This window comes from uncultured Novosphingobium sp., from assembly GCF_964277725.1.
Lineage (GTDB): Bacteria > Pseudomonadota > Alphaproteobacteria > Sphingomonadales > Sphingomonadaceae > Novosphingobium > Novosphingobium fluoreni.
The window spans coordinates 1-14,213 of record NZ_CAXYKL010000029.1; the positions used below are offsets into that span (position 1 = coordinate 1).

Annotated in this window: 17 protein-coding genes and 1 tRNA gene; 16 read left to right on the top strand and 2 right to left on the bottom strand. The window is 65.6% G+C overall.

Annotated elements, in window-relative coordinates; genetic code table 11:
- The 4 genes from ACHWRX_RS01840 to rpmE form a co-directional block, all read left to right on the top strand.
- On the top strand, positions 1-836 hold an 836-nt coding region (locus tag ACHWRX_RS01840; RefSeq protein WP_394657877.1), incomplete at its 5' end, for a BamA/TamA family outer membrane protein.
- Positions 836-1,525, top strand: coding sequence for an OmpH family outer membrane protein (locus tag ACHWRX_RS01845; RefSeq protein ID WP_394657878.1), 690 nt, complete (start codon positions 836-838; stop codon positions 1,523-1,525). The genes ACHWRX_RS01840 and ACHWRX_RS01845, both read left to right, overlap by 1 nt.
- Positions 1,526-1,544: 19 nt before the next feature.
- Positions 1,545-1,994: a 3-hydroxyacyl-ACP dehydratase FabZ gene (fabZ, locus tag ACHWRX_RS01850; protein WP_058736004.1), complete on the top strand. Its 450-nt coding sequence runs from the start codon at positions 1,545-1,547 to the stop codon at positions 1,992-1,994.
- A 134-nt stretch (positions 1,995-2,128) separates the two neighbouring features.
- Positions 2,129-2,356 (top strand): 50S ribosomal protein L31, encoded by a 228-nt coding sequence (rpmE, locus tag ACHWRX_RS01855; protein WP_058736005.1) that lies wholly within the window; start codon positions 2,129-2,131, stop codon positions 2,354-2,356.
- Positions 2,357-2,433: 77 nt separating this feature from the next.
- Here the strand turns inward: rpmE and ACHWRX_RS01860 are convergent, their stop codons facing one another.
- Positions 2,434-2,751: a PilZ domain-containing protein gene (locus tag ACHWRX_RS01860; RefSeq protein ID WP_394657879.1), complete on the bottom strand. Its 318-nt coding sequence runs from the start codon at positions 2,749-2,751 to the stop codon at positions 2,434-2,436.
- 116 nt (positions 2,752-2,867) lie between these two features.
- Between ACHWRX_RS01860 and ACHWRX_RS01865 the strand changes: the two genes are divergently transcribed.
- Positions 2,868-4,334 carry an MFS transporter gene (locus tag ACHWRX_RS01865; protein WP_394657880.1) on the top strand — a complete coding sequence of 489 codons (1,467 nt, stop codon included), beginning with the start codon at positions 2,868-2,870 and terminating at the stop codon, positions 4,332-4,334.
- Between the two features lie 83 nt (positions 4,335-4,417).
- The gene (locus ACHWRX_RS01870; RefSeq protein ID WP_394657881.1) at positions 4,418-5,017 is read left to right on the top strand and encodes a superoxide dismutase family protein; all 600 of its coding nucleotides are present in this window, start codon (positions 4,418-4,420) and stop codon (positions 5,015-5,017) included.
- A gap of 50 nt (positions 5,018-5,067) precedes the next feature.
- Here ACHWRX_RS01870 and ACHWRX_RS01875 read toward each other — a convergent pair whose 3' ends face one another.
- Positions 5,068-5,697, bottom strand: a complete 630-nt coding sequence (locus tag ACHWRX_RS01875) for a 2OG-Fe(II) oxygenase (protein WP_288486896.1) — start codon at positions 5,695-5,697, stop codon at positions 5,068-5,070.
- A 262-nt stretch (positions 5,698-5,959) separates the two neighbouring features.
- Here ACHWRX_RS01875 and ACHWRX_RS01880 point away from each other — a divergent pair.
- From ACHWRX_RS01880 to ACHWRX_RS01925, 10 genes are all read left to right on the top strand, one after another.
- A tRNA-His gene (locus ACHWRX_RS01880) sits at positions 5,960-6,036 on the top strand.
- 46 nt (positions 6,037-6,082) lie between these two features.
- Positions 6,083-7,147: a Glu/Leu/Phe/Val dehydrogenase gene (locus ACHWRX_RS01885; protein WP_394657882.1), complete on the top strand. Its 1,065-nt coding sequence runs from the start codon at positions 6,083-6,085 to the stop codon at positions 7,145-7,147.
- A 65-nt stretch (positions 7,148-7,212) separates the two neighbouring features.
- Positions 7,213-7,965 carry a heme ABC transporter permease CcmC gene (gene ccmC, locus ACHWRX_RS01890; RefSeq protein WP_058736010.1) on the top strand — a complete coding sequence of 251 codons (753 nt, stop codon included), beginning with the start codon at positions 7,213-7,215 and terminating at the stop codon, positions 7,963-7,965.
- Position 7,966: 1 nt separating this feature from the next.
- Entirely contained in the window at positions 7,967-8,107 is a 141-nt protein-coding gene (locus tag ACHWRX_RS01895; protein ID WP_193753239.1) for a hypothetical protein, read from the top strand.
- Entirely contained in the window at positions 8,107-8,577 is a 471-nt protein-coding gene (ccmE, locus tag ACHWRX_RS01900; protein WP_394657883.1) for a cytochrome c maturation protein CcmE, read from the top strand. The genes ACHWRX_RS01895 and ccmE overlap by 1 nt, the downstream gene beginning before the upstream one ends.
- 13 nt (positions 8,578-8,590) lie before the next feature.
- On the top strand, positions 8,591-10,537 hold the full coding sequence (locus ACHWRX_RS01905) for a heme lyase CcmF/NrfE family subunit (protein WP_394657884.1): 1,947 nt from the start codon (positions 8,591-8,593) through the stop codon (positions 10,535-10,537).
- Entirely contained in the window at positions 10,534-11,094 is a 561-nt protein-coding gene (locus ACHWRX_RS01910) for a DsbE family thiol:disulfide interchange protein (RefSeq protein ID WP_394657885.1), read from the top strand. Before ACHWRX_RS01905 ends, ACHWRX_RS01910 begins: the two co-directional genes overlap by 4 nt.
- 32 nt (positions 11,095-11,126) lie before the next feature.
- Positions 11,127-11,525, top strand: coding sequence for a cytochrome c-type biogenesis protein (locus ACHWRX_RS01915; RefSeq protein ID WP_183616868.1), 399 nt, complete (start codon positions 11,127-11,129; stop codon positions 11,523-11,525).
- Positions 11,522-12,169 (top strand): tetratricopeptide repeat protein, encoded by a 648-nt coding sequence (locus ACHWRX_RS01920; RefSeq protein WP_394657886.1) that lies wholly within the window; start codon positions 11,522-11,524, stop codon positions 12,167-12,169. Before ACHWRX_RS01915 ends, ACHWRX_RS01920 begins: the two co-directional genes overlap by 4 nt.
- A 90-nt stretch (positions 12,170-12,259) precedes the next feature.
- On the top strand, positions 12,260-14,213 hold a 1,954-nt coding region (locus tag ACHWRX_RS01925), incomplete at its 3' end, for a potassium transporter Kup (RefSeq protein WP_394657887.1).

Genomic DNA, 14,213 nt, shown 5'->3' on the forward strand with positions numbered 1-14,213 from the left:
CCCGTGGTATTACCGCCGCCATCAATGGCGATGTCGCGGGCCTTGGTGGCGACGTGAAATACGTCCGCCTCCGCGCGAATGCCTCTCGCTTCCAGAACCTGGGCAAGGGCTTCATCTTCTCGCTCTCTGGTGAGGGCGGCGCGATCAAGTCTTTGAACAATGACCAGATTCGTCTAGTCGATCGCTTCTACTTGGGTGAACCGCAAATTGGCGGCTTCGACATCCGTGGCGTCGGCCCTCGTGTGCTGCGAAAGCCCTACACCGATAAGGATGGCAACCTGCTGACGCGCGACGTCATTGCGGGCGACAAGTTGTCCGAGCGGCGGCGTGATTGGACGGATGACGCCCTCGGCGGTCGGTACTACTACCTGTTCAAGGCTGAGGTCGAAATTCCTCTCGGTTCAGGTGCTCGCGAACTGGGGCTGCGGCCTTCAATATTCGTGAATGCTGGCTCGGTATGGGGCGTCCGGAATCCATTGGGAGAGCAGAAGGATTTCCGTGAAGTCATCCCTATTCCGACGTTGGATGCCAACGGAAATCAGCAATTTACTCAGACCTGCCCAACAGGAACTACGGTTGTGAGTGGGAACAAGACGACGCCTCCTCCTCCTACCGCGCCTAATTGTCAGGTTAACAACAAGCCGATTGGACAGAATATCAACCCATTCAGGGAAGAGTTCGTCGGTGATACCTGGAAGCCGCGTGTTTCTGTCGGTATCGGCGTGAACTGGAATTCTCCTTTCGGTCCCTTCCGCATCAACTTCTCCAAGGTTCTGGTGAAGCAGGACGGCGACGATACAAAACCCTTCAACTTCAACGTGGGAACGCAATTCTGATGAAGACCATTCTCAAGTCCGCCGTGATCGCGAGCCTGTTGCTGGGGACCGCCGGCATCGCTCAGCCCGCGCTGGCTCAGGCTGCCGGTACGCTCGTCCCGGGCCTGGCCATCGCCAACCTGGACGCCGTGATCGCCAACTCCAACGCTTTCAAGGCCGCCGAGACCCAGCGCCAGACGACTTACAAGGCGCAGCTTGATCAGGCCAACGCGCGCAGCACCGCGATCAACGCGCAGCTGAAGCCGCTGGCCGACAAGTTCAACGCCGATCGCCAGGGCGGCAAGGTCGGCCAGGCCGCGCTGGAGCAGCAGGCGGCTTCGATCCAGCAGGTGCAGGAGAACGGCCAGGCCGAAATCCAGCGTATCCTCCAGCCCGTCGCCCTGTCGCGCGCGTATGTGCAAGAGCAGATCCAGGATCGGCTGGACCAGGCCGTAAAGAGCGCGATGGCCAAGAAGAAGATCTCGATCGTCCTCAACCCCGATGCGATCCTGGCGGTCAACAACAACGCCTACAATCTCAGCCAGGATATCCTGGCCGAGCTGAACACGGCGCTGCCTTCGGCGCAGCTGGTGCCGCCGGCCGGTTGGTTGCCGCGCGAAGTGCGTGAACAGCGCCAAGCCCAGGGGCAGGCCGCTGCTCCGGCCGCAGCCGCTCCGGCTCCCGCGGCCAGCCAGCCTTCCGGCCGCTGATAGGGTAGCGTTGCAAGCCATGGCCGACACCGAAACCACGTACGATCACGCCAAGATCCTGTCGGCGCTGCCGCACCGTTATCCGATGCTGCTCGTCGATCGCGTGGTGTCGGTGACGGAGGAGGAGATCCACGCAGTCAAGGCGGTGAGCTTCAACGAGAACTTCTTCCAGGGCCACTTTCCCGGCCGCCCGATCATGCCCGGCGTTCTCCAGATCGAGGCGCTGGCGCAGGCGGCCGGTATCCTGGCGGTGGAGAACCTCGGCCTCGCGGGCACCGGCAAGCTGGTGTACTTCATGGCGATTGAGGAGGCGAAGTTCCGCGCGCCGGTGGAGCCTGGCGTGTTGCTCACCCTGCGGGCCGGCTTCGTGCAGAAGCGTTCAAGGGTGTGCAAGTTCTGGGGCAAGGCCTCCATCGAGGACAAGGTGACCTGCGAGGTCAACTTCACCGCGATGATCGCCGACAGTTGAACGGCCAATACATCGTGGGCCGATCCGGTCCGCCATGCCAACCTGTTCTTGCAATTTCAGCGGTTCGCCGTTAGAGGCGCGCCTTTCCGAATTCAGGCCGGTCGGAACCGGCCCAGCGAAGAGAGTTCACCACGATGAAGGCCGATACCCACCCCGACTATCACACCATCACGGTTCAGATGACCGATGGCTCCACCTTCCAGACCCGCTCCACTTGGGGCGCCGAGGGTGATACGCTGGTGCTGGACATCGATCCCACCTCGCACCCGGCATGGACCGGCGGCAAGGCGCAGTTGCAGGACGGTGGCCGCGTGGCGCAGTTCAACAAGCGCTTCGGTGGGCTCAGCCTCAAGAAGAACTGATCGGCCCCGATCCGATCGACAAAAGGGCGGCTCCGCAAGGATGCCGCCCTTTTTCGTGGAGTCGTTTTTCGCGAGGGTCAGGCGATCAACGCCAGCCACTCCGGCTCGTCCGGTGTGAGCCCACGCAGGAATTCTAGGCCCGCGCGATGGTTGTGAGACCAGCGAACCAGCGCGCCCAACGGTTTGCCCCCCGGGAGCGAGACGGTGACGTAGCTGCCGGGCCGCAGCAGGTCGTTGCTCACCGCCAGGCTGCACCCCTGTAGCGACACGTCCGCCACGGCCTCGTGCGAGGGGGCGACGCCGCCCAGTTCCACGCGAACACGGATCGGAGCCGTCGCCTTGGGGGCGGCCAATGCAGGGCGGGGGGATTGGGCGGCGAGTTGTGGCGCGATCATGGCAATGTCCCTTCGACATGCGCAGTGTCTCACCATGTGCATAACGGCGGGTGACCGATAGCCCCCGTATTCCCCCTCAGGGTTGCACCGAGGGGGCAAGCGGTTAGGCTGGCGTGATGGAAGGACCGGCTACCCCGAACTCGTCATCGCCCGATGTCCGTAGCGATCGTCTGGCAGCGCAACTGCCGGCGCGGTTGGACCGGTTGCCGTGGAGCCGCTTCCACTGGCTCGTGGTGGTGGCGCTGGGCATTACCTGGATTCTCGATGGCCTTGAGGTGACGCTGGCGGGTTCGATCGCGGGGGCTTTGCGCAGCGAGCAGAGCCTGGGGCTGAGTGCCTCGCAAGTGGGGCTGGCGAATTCCGCCTATCTCGCGGGCGCGGTGCTGGGCGCATTGGTGTTCGGTTGGTTGACCGACCGCATGGGGCGAAAGCGCATGTTCAGCGTCACGCTGGGACTGTACCTTCTCGCCACGGCGGGCAGCGCCTTTGCCTGGGACCTGCCCAGCTTCGCAGTGCTGCGGTTCCTGACCGGGGCGGGCATCGGCGGCGAATACAGCGCGATCAACTCGGCGATCCAGGAACTGATCCCGGCGCGGCGGCGCGGTTGGACTGACCTGGCCATCAACGGCAGCTATTGGGCGGGCGCGGCGATGGCGGCAGGACTGTCATTGGTGCTGCTGGACACCGGCCATTTCGGTGTCGACCTGGGATGGCGGCTTACGTTTTTCGCCGGCGCGGTTATCGGCTGCGTAATCATCTGGTTGCGCCGCTTCATTCCCGAAAGTCCGCGCTGGTTGGCGATTCACGGACGCGTGGCGGAGGCGGACGAGGTGGTCTCCGGGATCGAGCAGCGCATCATCGCTGAGGGTCTGATGCTCACGCCCGTACCCGATACGCGCGTTGTCGTGACCACCCGCCACGCCACGCCGCTGTCGGAGGTGTTCCGGGCCTTGGTGAAGACCTACCCGCAGCGCACCATCTACGGGCTGAGCCTGATGATCGCGCAGGCGTTTTTCTATAACGCGATCTTCTTTACCTACGCGATGATGCTGACGGATTTCTATGCCGTGCCCTCGGCCGCGGTCGGTTGGTATATCCTCCCGTTCGCTGCCGGGAACGTGCTGGGACCGCTGATCCTGGGGCGTTTCTTCGATACCGTCGGGCGGCGGCCGATGATCGTGCTGACCTATGCAGCGTCAGGCGTGCTGCTGTTGCTGACGGGGTTGGCGTTTCACGCAGGGCTGCTGGATGCGATCACGCAGACGCTGTGCTGGAGCGTCACGTTCTTCTTTGCCTCGGCCGCTGCATCCGCCTCCTACCTCACCGTCGCCGAGAGCTTTCCCTTGGAAATCCGCGCGCTGGCGATCGCGATCTTCTATGCGCTGGGTACCGGAATAGGCGGCGTGGCGGCGCCGTGGTTCTTCGGCCTGCTGATCGAAAGCGGATCGCGCGATCAGGTGATGCTGGGCTACGCTTTCGGCGCGGCGCTGATGATCGGGGCGGCGATCGTGGCGTGGGTGATCGGGCTCGACAACGAGGGCAAGCCGCTGGAGGAAGTGGCGAGGCCGCTTTCCTGGAACTGAGCGGCCAATCGGCGCAACTCTTCGCCCGGCGCATCGTTGTGGGCTCAGTGCTGCCTTACCCGGGCCTTAGTGGGAGATGTTTGATGAACCGCTTCGTTGTGATGATAAGTTCCGCCGCCGCCATCATGGCCGTTCCCGCGCTGGCCGATCAGGCCAAGCCGATGAAGCACGGTTCGGCGATGGAGCATGAGATGGCCAAGCCCGGCGCGCCGATGGCGCAAGGCGCGATGGTTCATGCGGATGTGATCGGCGCGGACGGCAAGACCATGGGCATGGTGATGCTGCAGGATACCCCCACGGGCGTGCTGGTGAAGACTGACCTCAAAGGCTTGCCTGCCGGAGAGCATGGCTTTCATTTCCACGAGAAAGGCATGTGCGACGCCGCGCAGAAATTCACGACGGCAGGCGCCCATTTCGCGGCCGGGAAGATGCAGCACGGTCTGATGGTCGCGGGTGGTCCCCACGGTGGCGACATGCCCAACGCCTTCGTCGGCGCGGACGGCATGCTGAAGGCTGAACTGCTGAACACCGGCGTCACACTGGCGGCGGGGCCGAAGTCGCTCGCCGATGCGGACGGGTCGGCCCTGGTGATCCACGCCAAGCCTGACGACTACAAGACTCAGCCTTCGGGCGATGCGGGCGATCGGATCGCCTGCGCGGTGGTGGCCGCGCCCAAGAAGTAAGCCCGAAGGTGAGCGCCTGGCCGTAAGCGCCTGGCGCTCCCTTTGCGTGGTCAGCCCCAGGGGCGCTCGCGATACCAGCGAGTGATCACGTATTTTAGCCCTTTGCGCACTTTCATCGCGTGGTGCAGCGTGGCGGCGTTGAGCGAGCCATCGGGCCGGCGATTGTTCCAGGCGAGCAATTTGCCGACCTCTGGCTGGATGATCTTGTCGATCACCTTGAAGCGCGTGGCGCCCCCGGCCTCCACCGTGTTCAGGTAGATCATGAAGGTCCAGGTGCGCTGGCCTGAAACGCTGCAATAGGTCTGGTAGTCCGCGTGATCGGGCTCGAAATAGTCAGTGTGGGCCTTGAACTCCTGGCCCACTTCGTACCGCTGGCCCTGCAGGCGTTCACCATAGACCGGATCGATGCCGGAAATTTCGGCAAGCTTTCGATCCAACTCCGCCACGGCGGGATGATCGTGGTGGAGATCACACGTTTCGCTGGTGCGGAAATTGTCGTCGCCGTTGTGGTTGGCGATGGTGGAGGGGCGCCGCTCCGCTTCGATCAGGTCGATCAGCGTCTCGCAATGCGCGGGATCGAGGAAGTCCCGCTTGATGAACAGTTCGAGCCGCTGAGACGGCACGCGCTGCAGCCCTGCGCGCAGCAGGATGTCACTCGATGATTCGCCGGGGCCCATGATCGGCGTCCTTATCCGTTTCGTTTGGGGGAGCAATAAGGCCGCGACGTGTGGAGCATGGCAAAAAATTCGCCTTTGATTCGAACGCTCACCAGACCGACCGGACGGCCTTTGTAATTTTGTTTCGCGAACCGTCGGCCTCGTCCAACTTTTGCTTTGCAAGATGCCATGCCTTGTGCGAAGGCGCGCTCCCGCTTCGATCGCGCTTGCCGCGATGGACAGGGTTATCCTAAGCGCCGGCTTCGGCATGCGCGCCGGGATTGTGGCGACTGTAGCTCAGTTGGTTAGAGCGCCGGTTTGTGGTACCGGAGGTCGTGGGTTCGAACCCCATCAGTCGCCCCACTATTCCCGTTTCCAGCGCATCTGGCCGTATCTTGGAGCCGATGCCTTGACCGCTTTCTGGACCGAAGCCGATTTCGATGATCATGAGGGCGTGCATTTCGTGCACGATCGCCATAGCGGGCTGACCGCGATCATCGCGCTGCATTCCACGCATCTCGGACCGGGCGCGGGCGGCACCCGCTTCTGGCACTATGCCGAGCCCGCGGCTGCCTTGCGCGATGCGCTGCGCCTGTCACGCGGGATGAGCTACAAGAACGCGATGGCCGGTCTGCCGATGGGTGGCGGCAAGGCCGTGATCCTGGCGGGACCGGATCGTCGCAAATCGCCCGAACTGCTGGCGGCTTTCGGAGACGCGATCGATTCGCTGGGTGGGCGCTATATCACCGCCGAAGACGTGGGCATGGGTGAGGCGGACATGGTGGCCATCGCCCGCCGCACGCCCTACGTTACTGGTCTTCCGACGCAGGACAGCGCGGCGGCGGGCGGCGATCCCGGCCCGTTCACCGCCAAGGGCGTGTTCCTGGGCATCAAGGCAGCAGTGGCGCACAAGCTGGGTCGCGACGATCTGGAAGGCGTGCATATCGCGGTGCAGGGCACCGGCAGCGTGGGCGGCGGCGCGGCACGGTTGCTCGCGGCGGACGGCGCGCGGTTGACGCTGGCCGATGTCGATACGGCGCGTGCCTCCGCTCTGGCGCAGGAACTGGGCGGGCAGGCCGTGCCGGCAGAGGCGATCATGGATGTCGAATGCGACGTGTTCAGCCCGAACGCCCTGGGTGCGATCCTGGACGGTACCGGCATCGCCCGACTGCGCGCCCCGATCGTGGCGGGCGGCGCGAACAACCAGTTGGCGCGCCCCGAACATGGTGCGATGCTGGCTGAGCGGGGCATTCTCTACACGCCGGACTATGTGATCAACGGCGGCGGCATCATCGCCGTGACGATGGAATACCTGGCGCGCCGCGATGGTCATGCCTGTGACATCGCGCAAGTCCATAGCGCAGTGGAGGCCATTCCCGGCCGACTCCAGACGATCTGGACCGAGGCCGAGCACAGCGGCCGCACGCCGGACGTAGTGGCCGATGCCATGGCCCAGCGCCTGATCGACCGCTGAAATCGCGCGCCCGTCACCAAGTTATCCTTGCGGGGCGGGCAGCGGCGAGTAGAAGCGCGCCTGTCATGCACGGCTTCGCCAACCCGGCCAGATTTCTGCGACTCGCGCGCTGGCTGACGCCGCTCTGCCTGTTGCCCGGCATCGCCATCGCGGCGGTGGCGCTGGCCTATGGGCTGATCTGGGCCCCGGCAGACCGGCTGATGGGCGATACCGTGCGCATCCTGTTCCTGCATGTGCCCGCGGCTTGGCTGGGTATGGCCGGCTGGATGACGATCGCCGGCGCCAGCGTGACCGAACTGGTGTGGCGCCACCCGCTGGCCGCCATCGCCGCGCGCGCCGCTGCCGTGCCGGGGGCGGTGTTCACCGCGCTGTGTCTTGTCACCGGCTCGATCTGGGGCCGCCCGACCTGGGGCACCTGGTGGGTGTGGGATGGCCGGCTGACGTCCATGCTGGTGCTGCTGTTCCTCTATTTCGGTTATATCGCGCTGTCGGACGTCGCCCGGCGGGACGGCGGAAATGGCCGGGTCGCGGCGATTTTCGGCATCGTCGGCGCGATCAACGTGCCCATCATCAACCGTTCGGTGGTGTGGTGGAACTCGCTCCATCAGCCGCCTAGCATCACCATGGGCAAGTCCGCGATCGATGCCGCGTTCCTGTGGCCGCTGCTGGCCGCCGCCTTTGGCTTTACCCTGATCTTCGCGGGCGTGGTGCTGATGCGGATGCGCGCGATCCTGGCCGAAGCGCAGGCCGAAGCACGCCTGCGCCGCAAGGCCTTCGCGGCAGACGAGGCCGCCGAAGCGTTCGGGGGCTTCGCCTGAGATGCGCGAAGCGTTCGACCAGTGGGACTTCGTGATCGCGGCTTATGCGGTGGGCGTGATCGGCACGGCGCTGATGATCGCCTGGGCCTGGGTCACCATGCGCCGGGCCGAGCAACGGCGTGATGAGAGCCGGAAGCGCTGATGGCGACGGCGCATTCTCCCCGGATCAAGGCCAAGCACCAGCGCCTGGTCCTGCTGGTTATCGCGCTGGCGGTGGTGCTTTTGGCCGGGCTGCTGGCCGCATGGGCTCTGCGCAGTCAGGCGAGCTATTTCTACGTGCCGAGCGAGATCGTGGCCAAGCCCCCGGAGGCGGACCGCTTCGTGCGGTTGGGCGGCATGGTGGAAAAGGGCTCGCTCAAGACCGCACCGGATGGCGTGACGATCCGTTTCATCGTCGGTGATGGGAAATCGCGCGTGCCGGTCTCGTTCTCGGGCATCGTGCCCTCGCTGTTCGTCGAGGGGTCGGGCGTGGTCGCCGAAGGGCGGATGCAGCCGGGCGGTACCTTCAAGGCCGAGAACCTGCTGGCCAAGCATGACGAGAATTACGTGCCGCGCGAGATGCAGAACATGACGCAGGCGCAAGCCCGGAAAGTCGTGGCCGAAACCCAATGACGCGGTGCCGATCATGATCGCCGAGCTGGGCCTTGCCGCGCTCTGGCTGGCCGCCGCCCTGGCCGTGCTGCAACTGGTCGGCGGCGCGCTGGCGCTCACCGCGAGAGGCAGTGCGCTGGGCGATGTCGTGCGCCCGGTGGCGGTGGTGCAGGGGCTGCTGGCGCTTGTCGCCTTCGCCGCGCTGATCCGCGTGTTCGCTGTCACCGACCTGTCGGTGAAGCTGGTGGCGCTGAACTCGCATTCGATGAAGCCGCTGGTCTTCAAGATCGCCGCCGCCTGGGGCAATCACGAAGGCTCGATGCTGCTGTGGGTCACGGTGATGGGCTTGGCGGGCGGCTTCGTGGCATTGGTGGAACGCCGGTTGCCGGAACGCACGATGCTGGCGACGCTGGCAGGGCAGGCGTTCGTCAGCCTGGGTTTCTACGCCTTCCTGCTGATCGCCTCCAACCCGTTCGAGCGGCTGGCAACGCCCCCGGCGGAGGGCAACGGCTTGAACCCGCTGTTGCAGGACCTGGGCCTCGCCTTCCATCCGCCTACGCTCTACCTCGGCTACGTCGGCCTGTCGGTGGCGTTCAGCTTTGCCATCGGCGCGCTGGTGACCCGCGAAGTCGGCCCCGCCTTTGCCCGTGCGATGCGGCCCTGGGTGCTGGGGGCGTGGATATTCCTGACGCTGGGCATCACCGCCGGCTCCTACTGGGCCTATTACGAGCTGGGCTGGGGCGGCTGGTGGTTCTGGGACCCGGTGGAGAACGCCTCGCTGATGCCCTGGCTGGCGGCGACGGCGCTGCTGCATTCGTGCGGCGTACTGGCGGCGCGCAACGCCTTGCGCGCCTGGACGATCATGCTGGGCGTGGTCGCCTTCTCGATGTCGATGGTCGGCACATTCCTGGTGCGATCGGGCATCCTGACCAGCGTTCACGCCTTCGCGGTGGACCCGCAGCGCGGCACGTTCATCCTGGCGCTACTGGCGATCAACATCGGCGGTGCGCTGACGCTGTTCGGCCTGCGTGCCGGGACGGTGACCGAGGGTGAGCGCTTCACCGTGGTCAGCCGCGAGGGCGCGCTGGTGATGAACAACGTGCTGTTGTCCGCGATCCTGGGCATCGTCCTGTTCGGCACGCTTTATCCTCTGGCGGCAGAGGCGATGGGCGCGAAAGTCTCGGTCGGCCCGCCTTACTTCAACCCGGTGAGCGCGCTGTTCTTCGTGCCGATGCTGGTGGTGCTGGCGGTCGGCCCGCTGCTGCGCTGGCGTCAGGACAAGCTGGATCGCATCGGCAAGCGCCTGGCGTTGCCTGCCGCGATGGTGGTCGTCGCGCTGCTGGCGGGGCTGATGATCGGCGGGGCGGGTCTGCTGCCGTACCTGGGGCTGGCGCTGGGTGCCGGGCTTGCCGTCGCCAGCTTCCTGCCCTTGCGGGATCGGAACCTGCGCCGCACCCCGCTGCCGATCTGGGGCATGGTGATCGCGCACTTCGGCGTTGCCGTCGCGCTGCTCGGGATGGCGAGCGAAAGCGCGTACTCGGTGGAGCGGCTGGTGGCCCTTCGCGTGGGCGAAAGCACCGCCGTCGGCCCGTGGAGCGTGCGCCTGGCCAGTGTCGACCCCGTCGCCGGCCCGAACTGGACCGCGCTGGAGGGCAAGCTGGAGGTGCGTTACGCCAGGGGCGCGGTCGAAGTCGCGCGCCCGCAAGCGCGAAATTTCTGGGCACCGGCGCAGCAGACCAGCGAGTCCGCCCTGCTGACCCGCTGGAACGGCCAGCTTTATTCCGTGCTGGGGGAGGAAGCGTCCGACAACCGCTGGCAGATCAGGCTGTGGTGGAAGCCGTTCGTCACGCTGATCTGGCTGGGCGGCATGTTGATCGCGCTGGGCGGCGTGCTGGCGGTGATCGGCCACGTGCTGAGTGACTGGCGCCGGATCGTGGCCCGTTCCCGCATCGCCGACCGTCGCGAAAGCCAGGGCCGATGAGCGGCACGCCGCCTTCCTCCGCGCGCAAGGGGCCGGCCTGGGCGATCTGGCTGCCGCTGGCGCTGTTCGTCGTGTTCGTCGTGCTGGTGACGGTGGGCCTGCTACGCCCGGCTGACCGTAATGTCGCCAGCACCCTCATCGACCGCCCGCTGCCCTCGTTCAACCTGCCGTCGCCGCTGCCCGGCGAGGCCGGTTTGAAAAGTGCCGATCTTTCCGGCGGTCGCCCCCGGTTGCTCAACATCTTTGCCAGCTGGTGCGTGCCGTGCCGGGTGGAGGCGCCGCAGCTGGCGCAGCTGGCGAAGGCCGGCGTGACGATCGACGGCATCTCGGTGCGCGATCGCCCCGACGCCTTGCAGGCCTTTCTGGCGGAGAATGGCAATCCCTACAGCCGGATCGGCGCGGACAATGCGGGCTCGGTGCAACTGGCGCTGGGCTCCTCCGGTGTTCCCGAAACCTACGTGATCGATGGCAAGGGTCGCGTCCGCTATCAGCACATCGGTGAGATCCGGCCCGAGCATGTGGCGTTGCTGCTGGGCAAGCTGGAAGCCGCGAAGTGAGCCGCGCGCTCTTCCGACTCGGTCTGGTGCTGATGCTGGCCATCGCCGCGATGCTCTCGCCGGCCGTCATCGCGCAGGAAATGGAATCGACCGCGCCCTATGCCTACCGCCAGCTGGACGATGCCAGCCAGGAGGCCAAGGCGCAGAAGTTGATGGAAACGCTGCGCTGCCTGCAATGCCAAGGCCAGTCTATCGCGGATTCGGATGCGCCGATCGCGGGCTCGATGCGGTCGCTGGTGCGGGAGCGCATCGCCGCGGGTGAGCAACCCGAGGCGATTCGGTCGTGGCTGATCGAGCGCTATGGTGATTACGTCAGCTATGCGCCGCGCGTCTCCACGCTGACATGGCCGCTGTTCGTGCTGCCCATCGCCCTGATCGCGCTGGCGGCGTTCCTGCTGCGCAACCGCTTCGTTTTCGGAAGACGCGCATGACTTGGGTGCTCGTGATCGCCCTGGCGGCGGCTGCGTTCCTGGTGGCCGCATTCGTCCTGCGCGCACCGCGCTGGGGCTGGGAAGCGCTGGGCGCGGCCCTGTCGCTGGGTGTTGCCGGCTATGCCTGGCAGGGCCGTCCCGATATGCCTGCCGCGCCCAAGACCGCGCAGGAAACCGTGTCCGGCGATCCGGCCGCGCTCGTCCGGGCGCGTGGCCGCGTGACGAAAAGCGGGATACCGCCCACCGACCGCTGGGTGATCGTGGCGGATGCCCTGGCTCGAAACGGCCAGTTCGCCGATGCCGCCGCGATGCTCCGCGCCGCCACCGCCGACGATCCGAAGAACGCCGAGGCTTGGCTGGCGATGGCGAACGCGCTGGTCGCCCATGCGGAGGGCCAGCTGACCCCGGCAGCGTTCTACGCCTACCGCCGCGCTGCGCAGGCCGGGCCGGAGCAGCCGGGGCCGCCGTTTTTCCTGGGTCTGGCGCTCGCCCAATCCGGGCGATTCCAGGAAGCGCGCGAACTTTGGCAGCGGCTGCTGAAGGCGACACCGCCCGATGCGAAGTGGCGGGCCGAGCTGGAAGACAAGCTGATGCGCATCGATGTTCTGATCGCCGCGCAACAAAGCGGCCAGCGCCCGCGTTGAGACGCGTTGCTAGGCTGATGGCATGCTGCTAACGCGCGCCGATGCCGCAGATGCAGGACGGTGCTTGAGCGTGATCACGGGGGCGCACGCATGAGTGATGCATCGCGGGATTCCGCTGATACCAACGCGTCTGCCGATGGCGCTGTCGTCGATCCGGCGACGGCGCAGGTGGAGGCGGTTCCGCCCAAATCCCACAAGGACGTCAACAGCCTGGGCAAGCTCGCCTTCGGGGCGATCGGCGTGGTGTTCGGCGATATCGGCACCAGTCCGCTTTACGCCTTTCGCGAGACGTTCGTGGGCCCACACCCTCTGGCGATCGACGAACTGCACATTCTGGGCGTCGTCAGCCTGATCTTCTGGTCGATGACGCTGGTCGTTTCGATCCAGTACGTCGGCATCCTGATGCGCGCCGATAACAAGGGGCAGGGCGGCAGCCTGGCGCTGGTGGCGCTGATCTCCGGCAAACTCAGTCAATCGCGCAAGTCCGGCCTGGTCGTGTTGCTGGGCGTGTTCGCCACCGCCTTGTTCTATGGGGACAGCATGATCACCCCGGCGGTTTCGGTGCTCTCGGCGGTGGAGGGACTGACGGTCGTCGAGAGCCGACTCGGCCCGCTGGTGCTGCCGATCGCGTTGGTGTTGCTGATCGCGCTTTTCCTGATCCAGAAGAGCGGCACTGCCAAGGTAGGCGCGCTGTTCGCCCCGGTGATGGTGATCTATTTCGTGGTGCTGGCGGTGCTGGGCATCTGGCACCTGGTCCAGCTGCCCCACGTGCTGCTGGCGCTCAACCCGTGGTATGCGATCCAGTTCTTCCTGACCGACAAGATGCTGGCCTTTCTGGCGCTGGGCTCGGTGGTGCTGGCGGTGACCGGCTCGGAAGCGCTCTATTCCGACATGGGGCATTTCGGGCGTGGGCCGATGCGCATTTCCTGGTTCGGATTTGTCATGCCGTGCCTGCTGCTCAACTACTTCGGCCAGGCCGCGCTGATCCTGGGCATGGATGATGCCTCCGCCGCGCAGGCGATGGAGAACCCGTTTTTCCACCTCGCACCCGAATCGCTGCGCCTGCCGCTGGTGATCCTGGCGACCTGCGCCACCTTCATCGCCAGCCAGGCGGTGATATCGGGCGCATTCTCGATCACGCACCAGGCGATGCAGCTGGGCTTCATCCCGCGCCTCTCCACCCGCCACACCAGTGAGCATGAAGTGGGGCAGATCTACATCCCCTTCGTCAATTTCGCGCTGATGTGGGGGGTGATCGTGCTGGTGCTGATCTTCCGCAACTCATCCAACCTGGCGTCGGCTTATGGCATCGCGGTGACCGGGGCGATGCTGATCGACACTTGCCTGATGACGGTGCTGTTCGTGGTGCTGTGGCAATGGCCCAAGTGGCTGACCGTGCCGGTGGCGCTGCTGTTCTTCATCGTCGATGGCACCTACTTCGCGGCGAACGCGGCCAAGATAACGGATGGCGGCTGGTTCCCGCTGCTGATCGGCTTCATCGCCTTCACCCTGCTGACCACGTGGAACCGTGGCCGCCGCCTGATGCGCGATCGCATGACCGAGGCGGCGCTGCCGCTCAACGTCTTCGCCAAGAGCGCGCACGGCAGTGCGGCGCGAGTGCCGGGCACGGCGATCTTCATGGCCTCCACCAATGTCGGCGTGCCATCGGCGCTGCTGCACAACATCAAGCATAACAAGGTGTTGCACGAACGCGTGATCGTGCTGACAGTAGAGGTGCAGGACGAGCCCTGGGTCGAGCCCGATCAGCGCTTCTCCGTCCAAAACCTGGGCGAGGGCTTCTATCGGCTGACGCTGCGCTACGGCTTCATGGAGGAAACCGATGTGCCCGCCGCGCTGGCGCATACCGAGATCTGCGGCGGCCCGTTCGAGATGATGAAGACCAGCTTCTTCCTCTCCCGCCAGACGCTGCTGCCCTCGGCCAAGCCGGGCATGGCGATCTGGCGCGAAAAGCTGTTCGCCTGGATGATGCGCAACGCTGCCAGCGCGATGGAGTTCTTCCGCCTGCCCACCAACCGCGTGGTGG

Bases quoted from the DNA above. Each gene is read 5' to 3' on its own strand.
- ACHWRX_RS01870 (WP_394657881.1), top strand. From the start codon at position 4,418: ATGAACCGCTTCGTTGTGATGATAAGTTCCGCCGCCGCCATCATGGCC.
- rpmE (WP_058736005.1), top strand. From the start codon at position 2,129: ATGAAGGCCGATACCCACCCCGACTATCACACCATCACGGTTCAGATG.
- ACHWRX_RS01915 (WP_183616868.1), top strand. From the start codon at position 11,127: ATGCTGGCCATCGCCGCGATGCTCTCGCCGGCCGTCATCGCGCAGGAA.
- ACHWRX_RS01910 (WP_394657885.1), top strand. From the start codon at position 10,534: ATGAGCGGCACGCCGCCTTCCTCCGCGCGCAAGGGGCCGGCCTGGGCG.
- ACHWRX_RS01860 (WP_394657879.1), bottom strand. From the start codon at position 2,751: ATGATCGCGCCACAACTCGCCGCCCAATCCCCCCGCCCTGCATTGGCC.
- ACHWRX_RS01905 (WP_394657884.1), top strand. From the start codon at position 8,591: ATGATCGCCGAGCTGGGCCTTGCCGCGCTCTGGCTGGCCGCCGCCCTG.
- ACHWRX_RS01865 (WP_394657880.1), top strand. From the start codon at position 2,868: ATGGAAGGACCGGCTACCCCGAACTCGTCATCGCCCGATGTCCGTAGC.
- fabZ (WP_058736004.1), top strand. From the start codon at position 1,545: ATGGCCGACACCGAAACCACGTACGATCACGCCAAGATCCTGTCGGCG.
- ACHWRX_RS01895 (WP_193753239.1), top strand. From the start codon at position 7,967: ATGCGCGAAGCGTTCGACCAGTGGGACTTCGTGATCGCGGCTTATGCG.
- ccmC (WP_058736010.1), top strand. From the start codon at position 7,213: ATGCACGGCTTCGCCAACCCGGCCAGATTTCTGCGACTCGCGCGCTGG.
- ccmE (WP_394657883.1), top strand. From the start codon at position 8,107: ATGGCGACGGCGCATTCTCCCCGGATCAAGGCCAAGCACCAGCGCCTG.
- ACHWRX_RS01920 (WP_394657886.1), top strand. From the start codon at position 11,522: ATGACTTGGGTGCTCGTGATCGCCCTGGCGGCGGCTGCGTTCCTGGTG.
- ACHWRX_RS01845 (WP_394657878.1), top strand. From the start codon at position 836: ATGAAGACCATTCTCAAGTCCGCCGTGATCGCGAGCCTGTTGCTGGGG.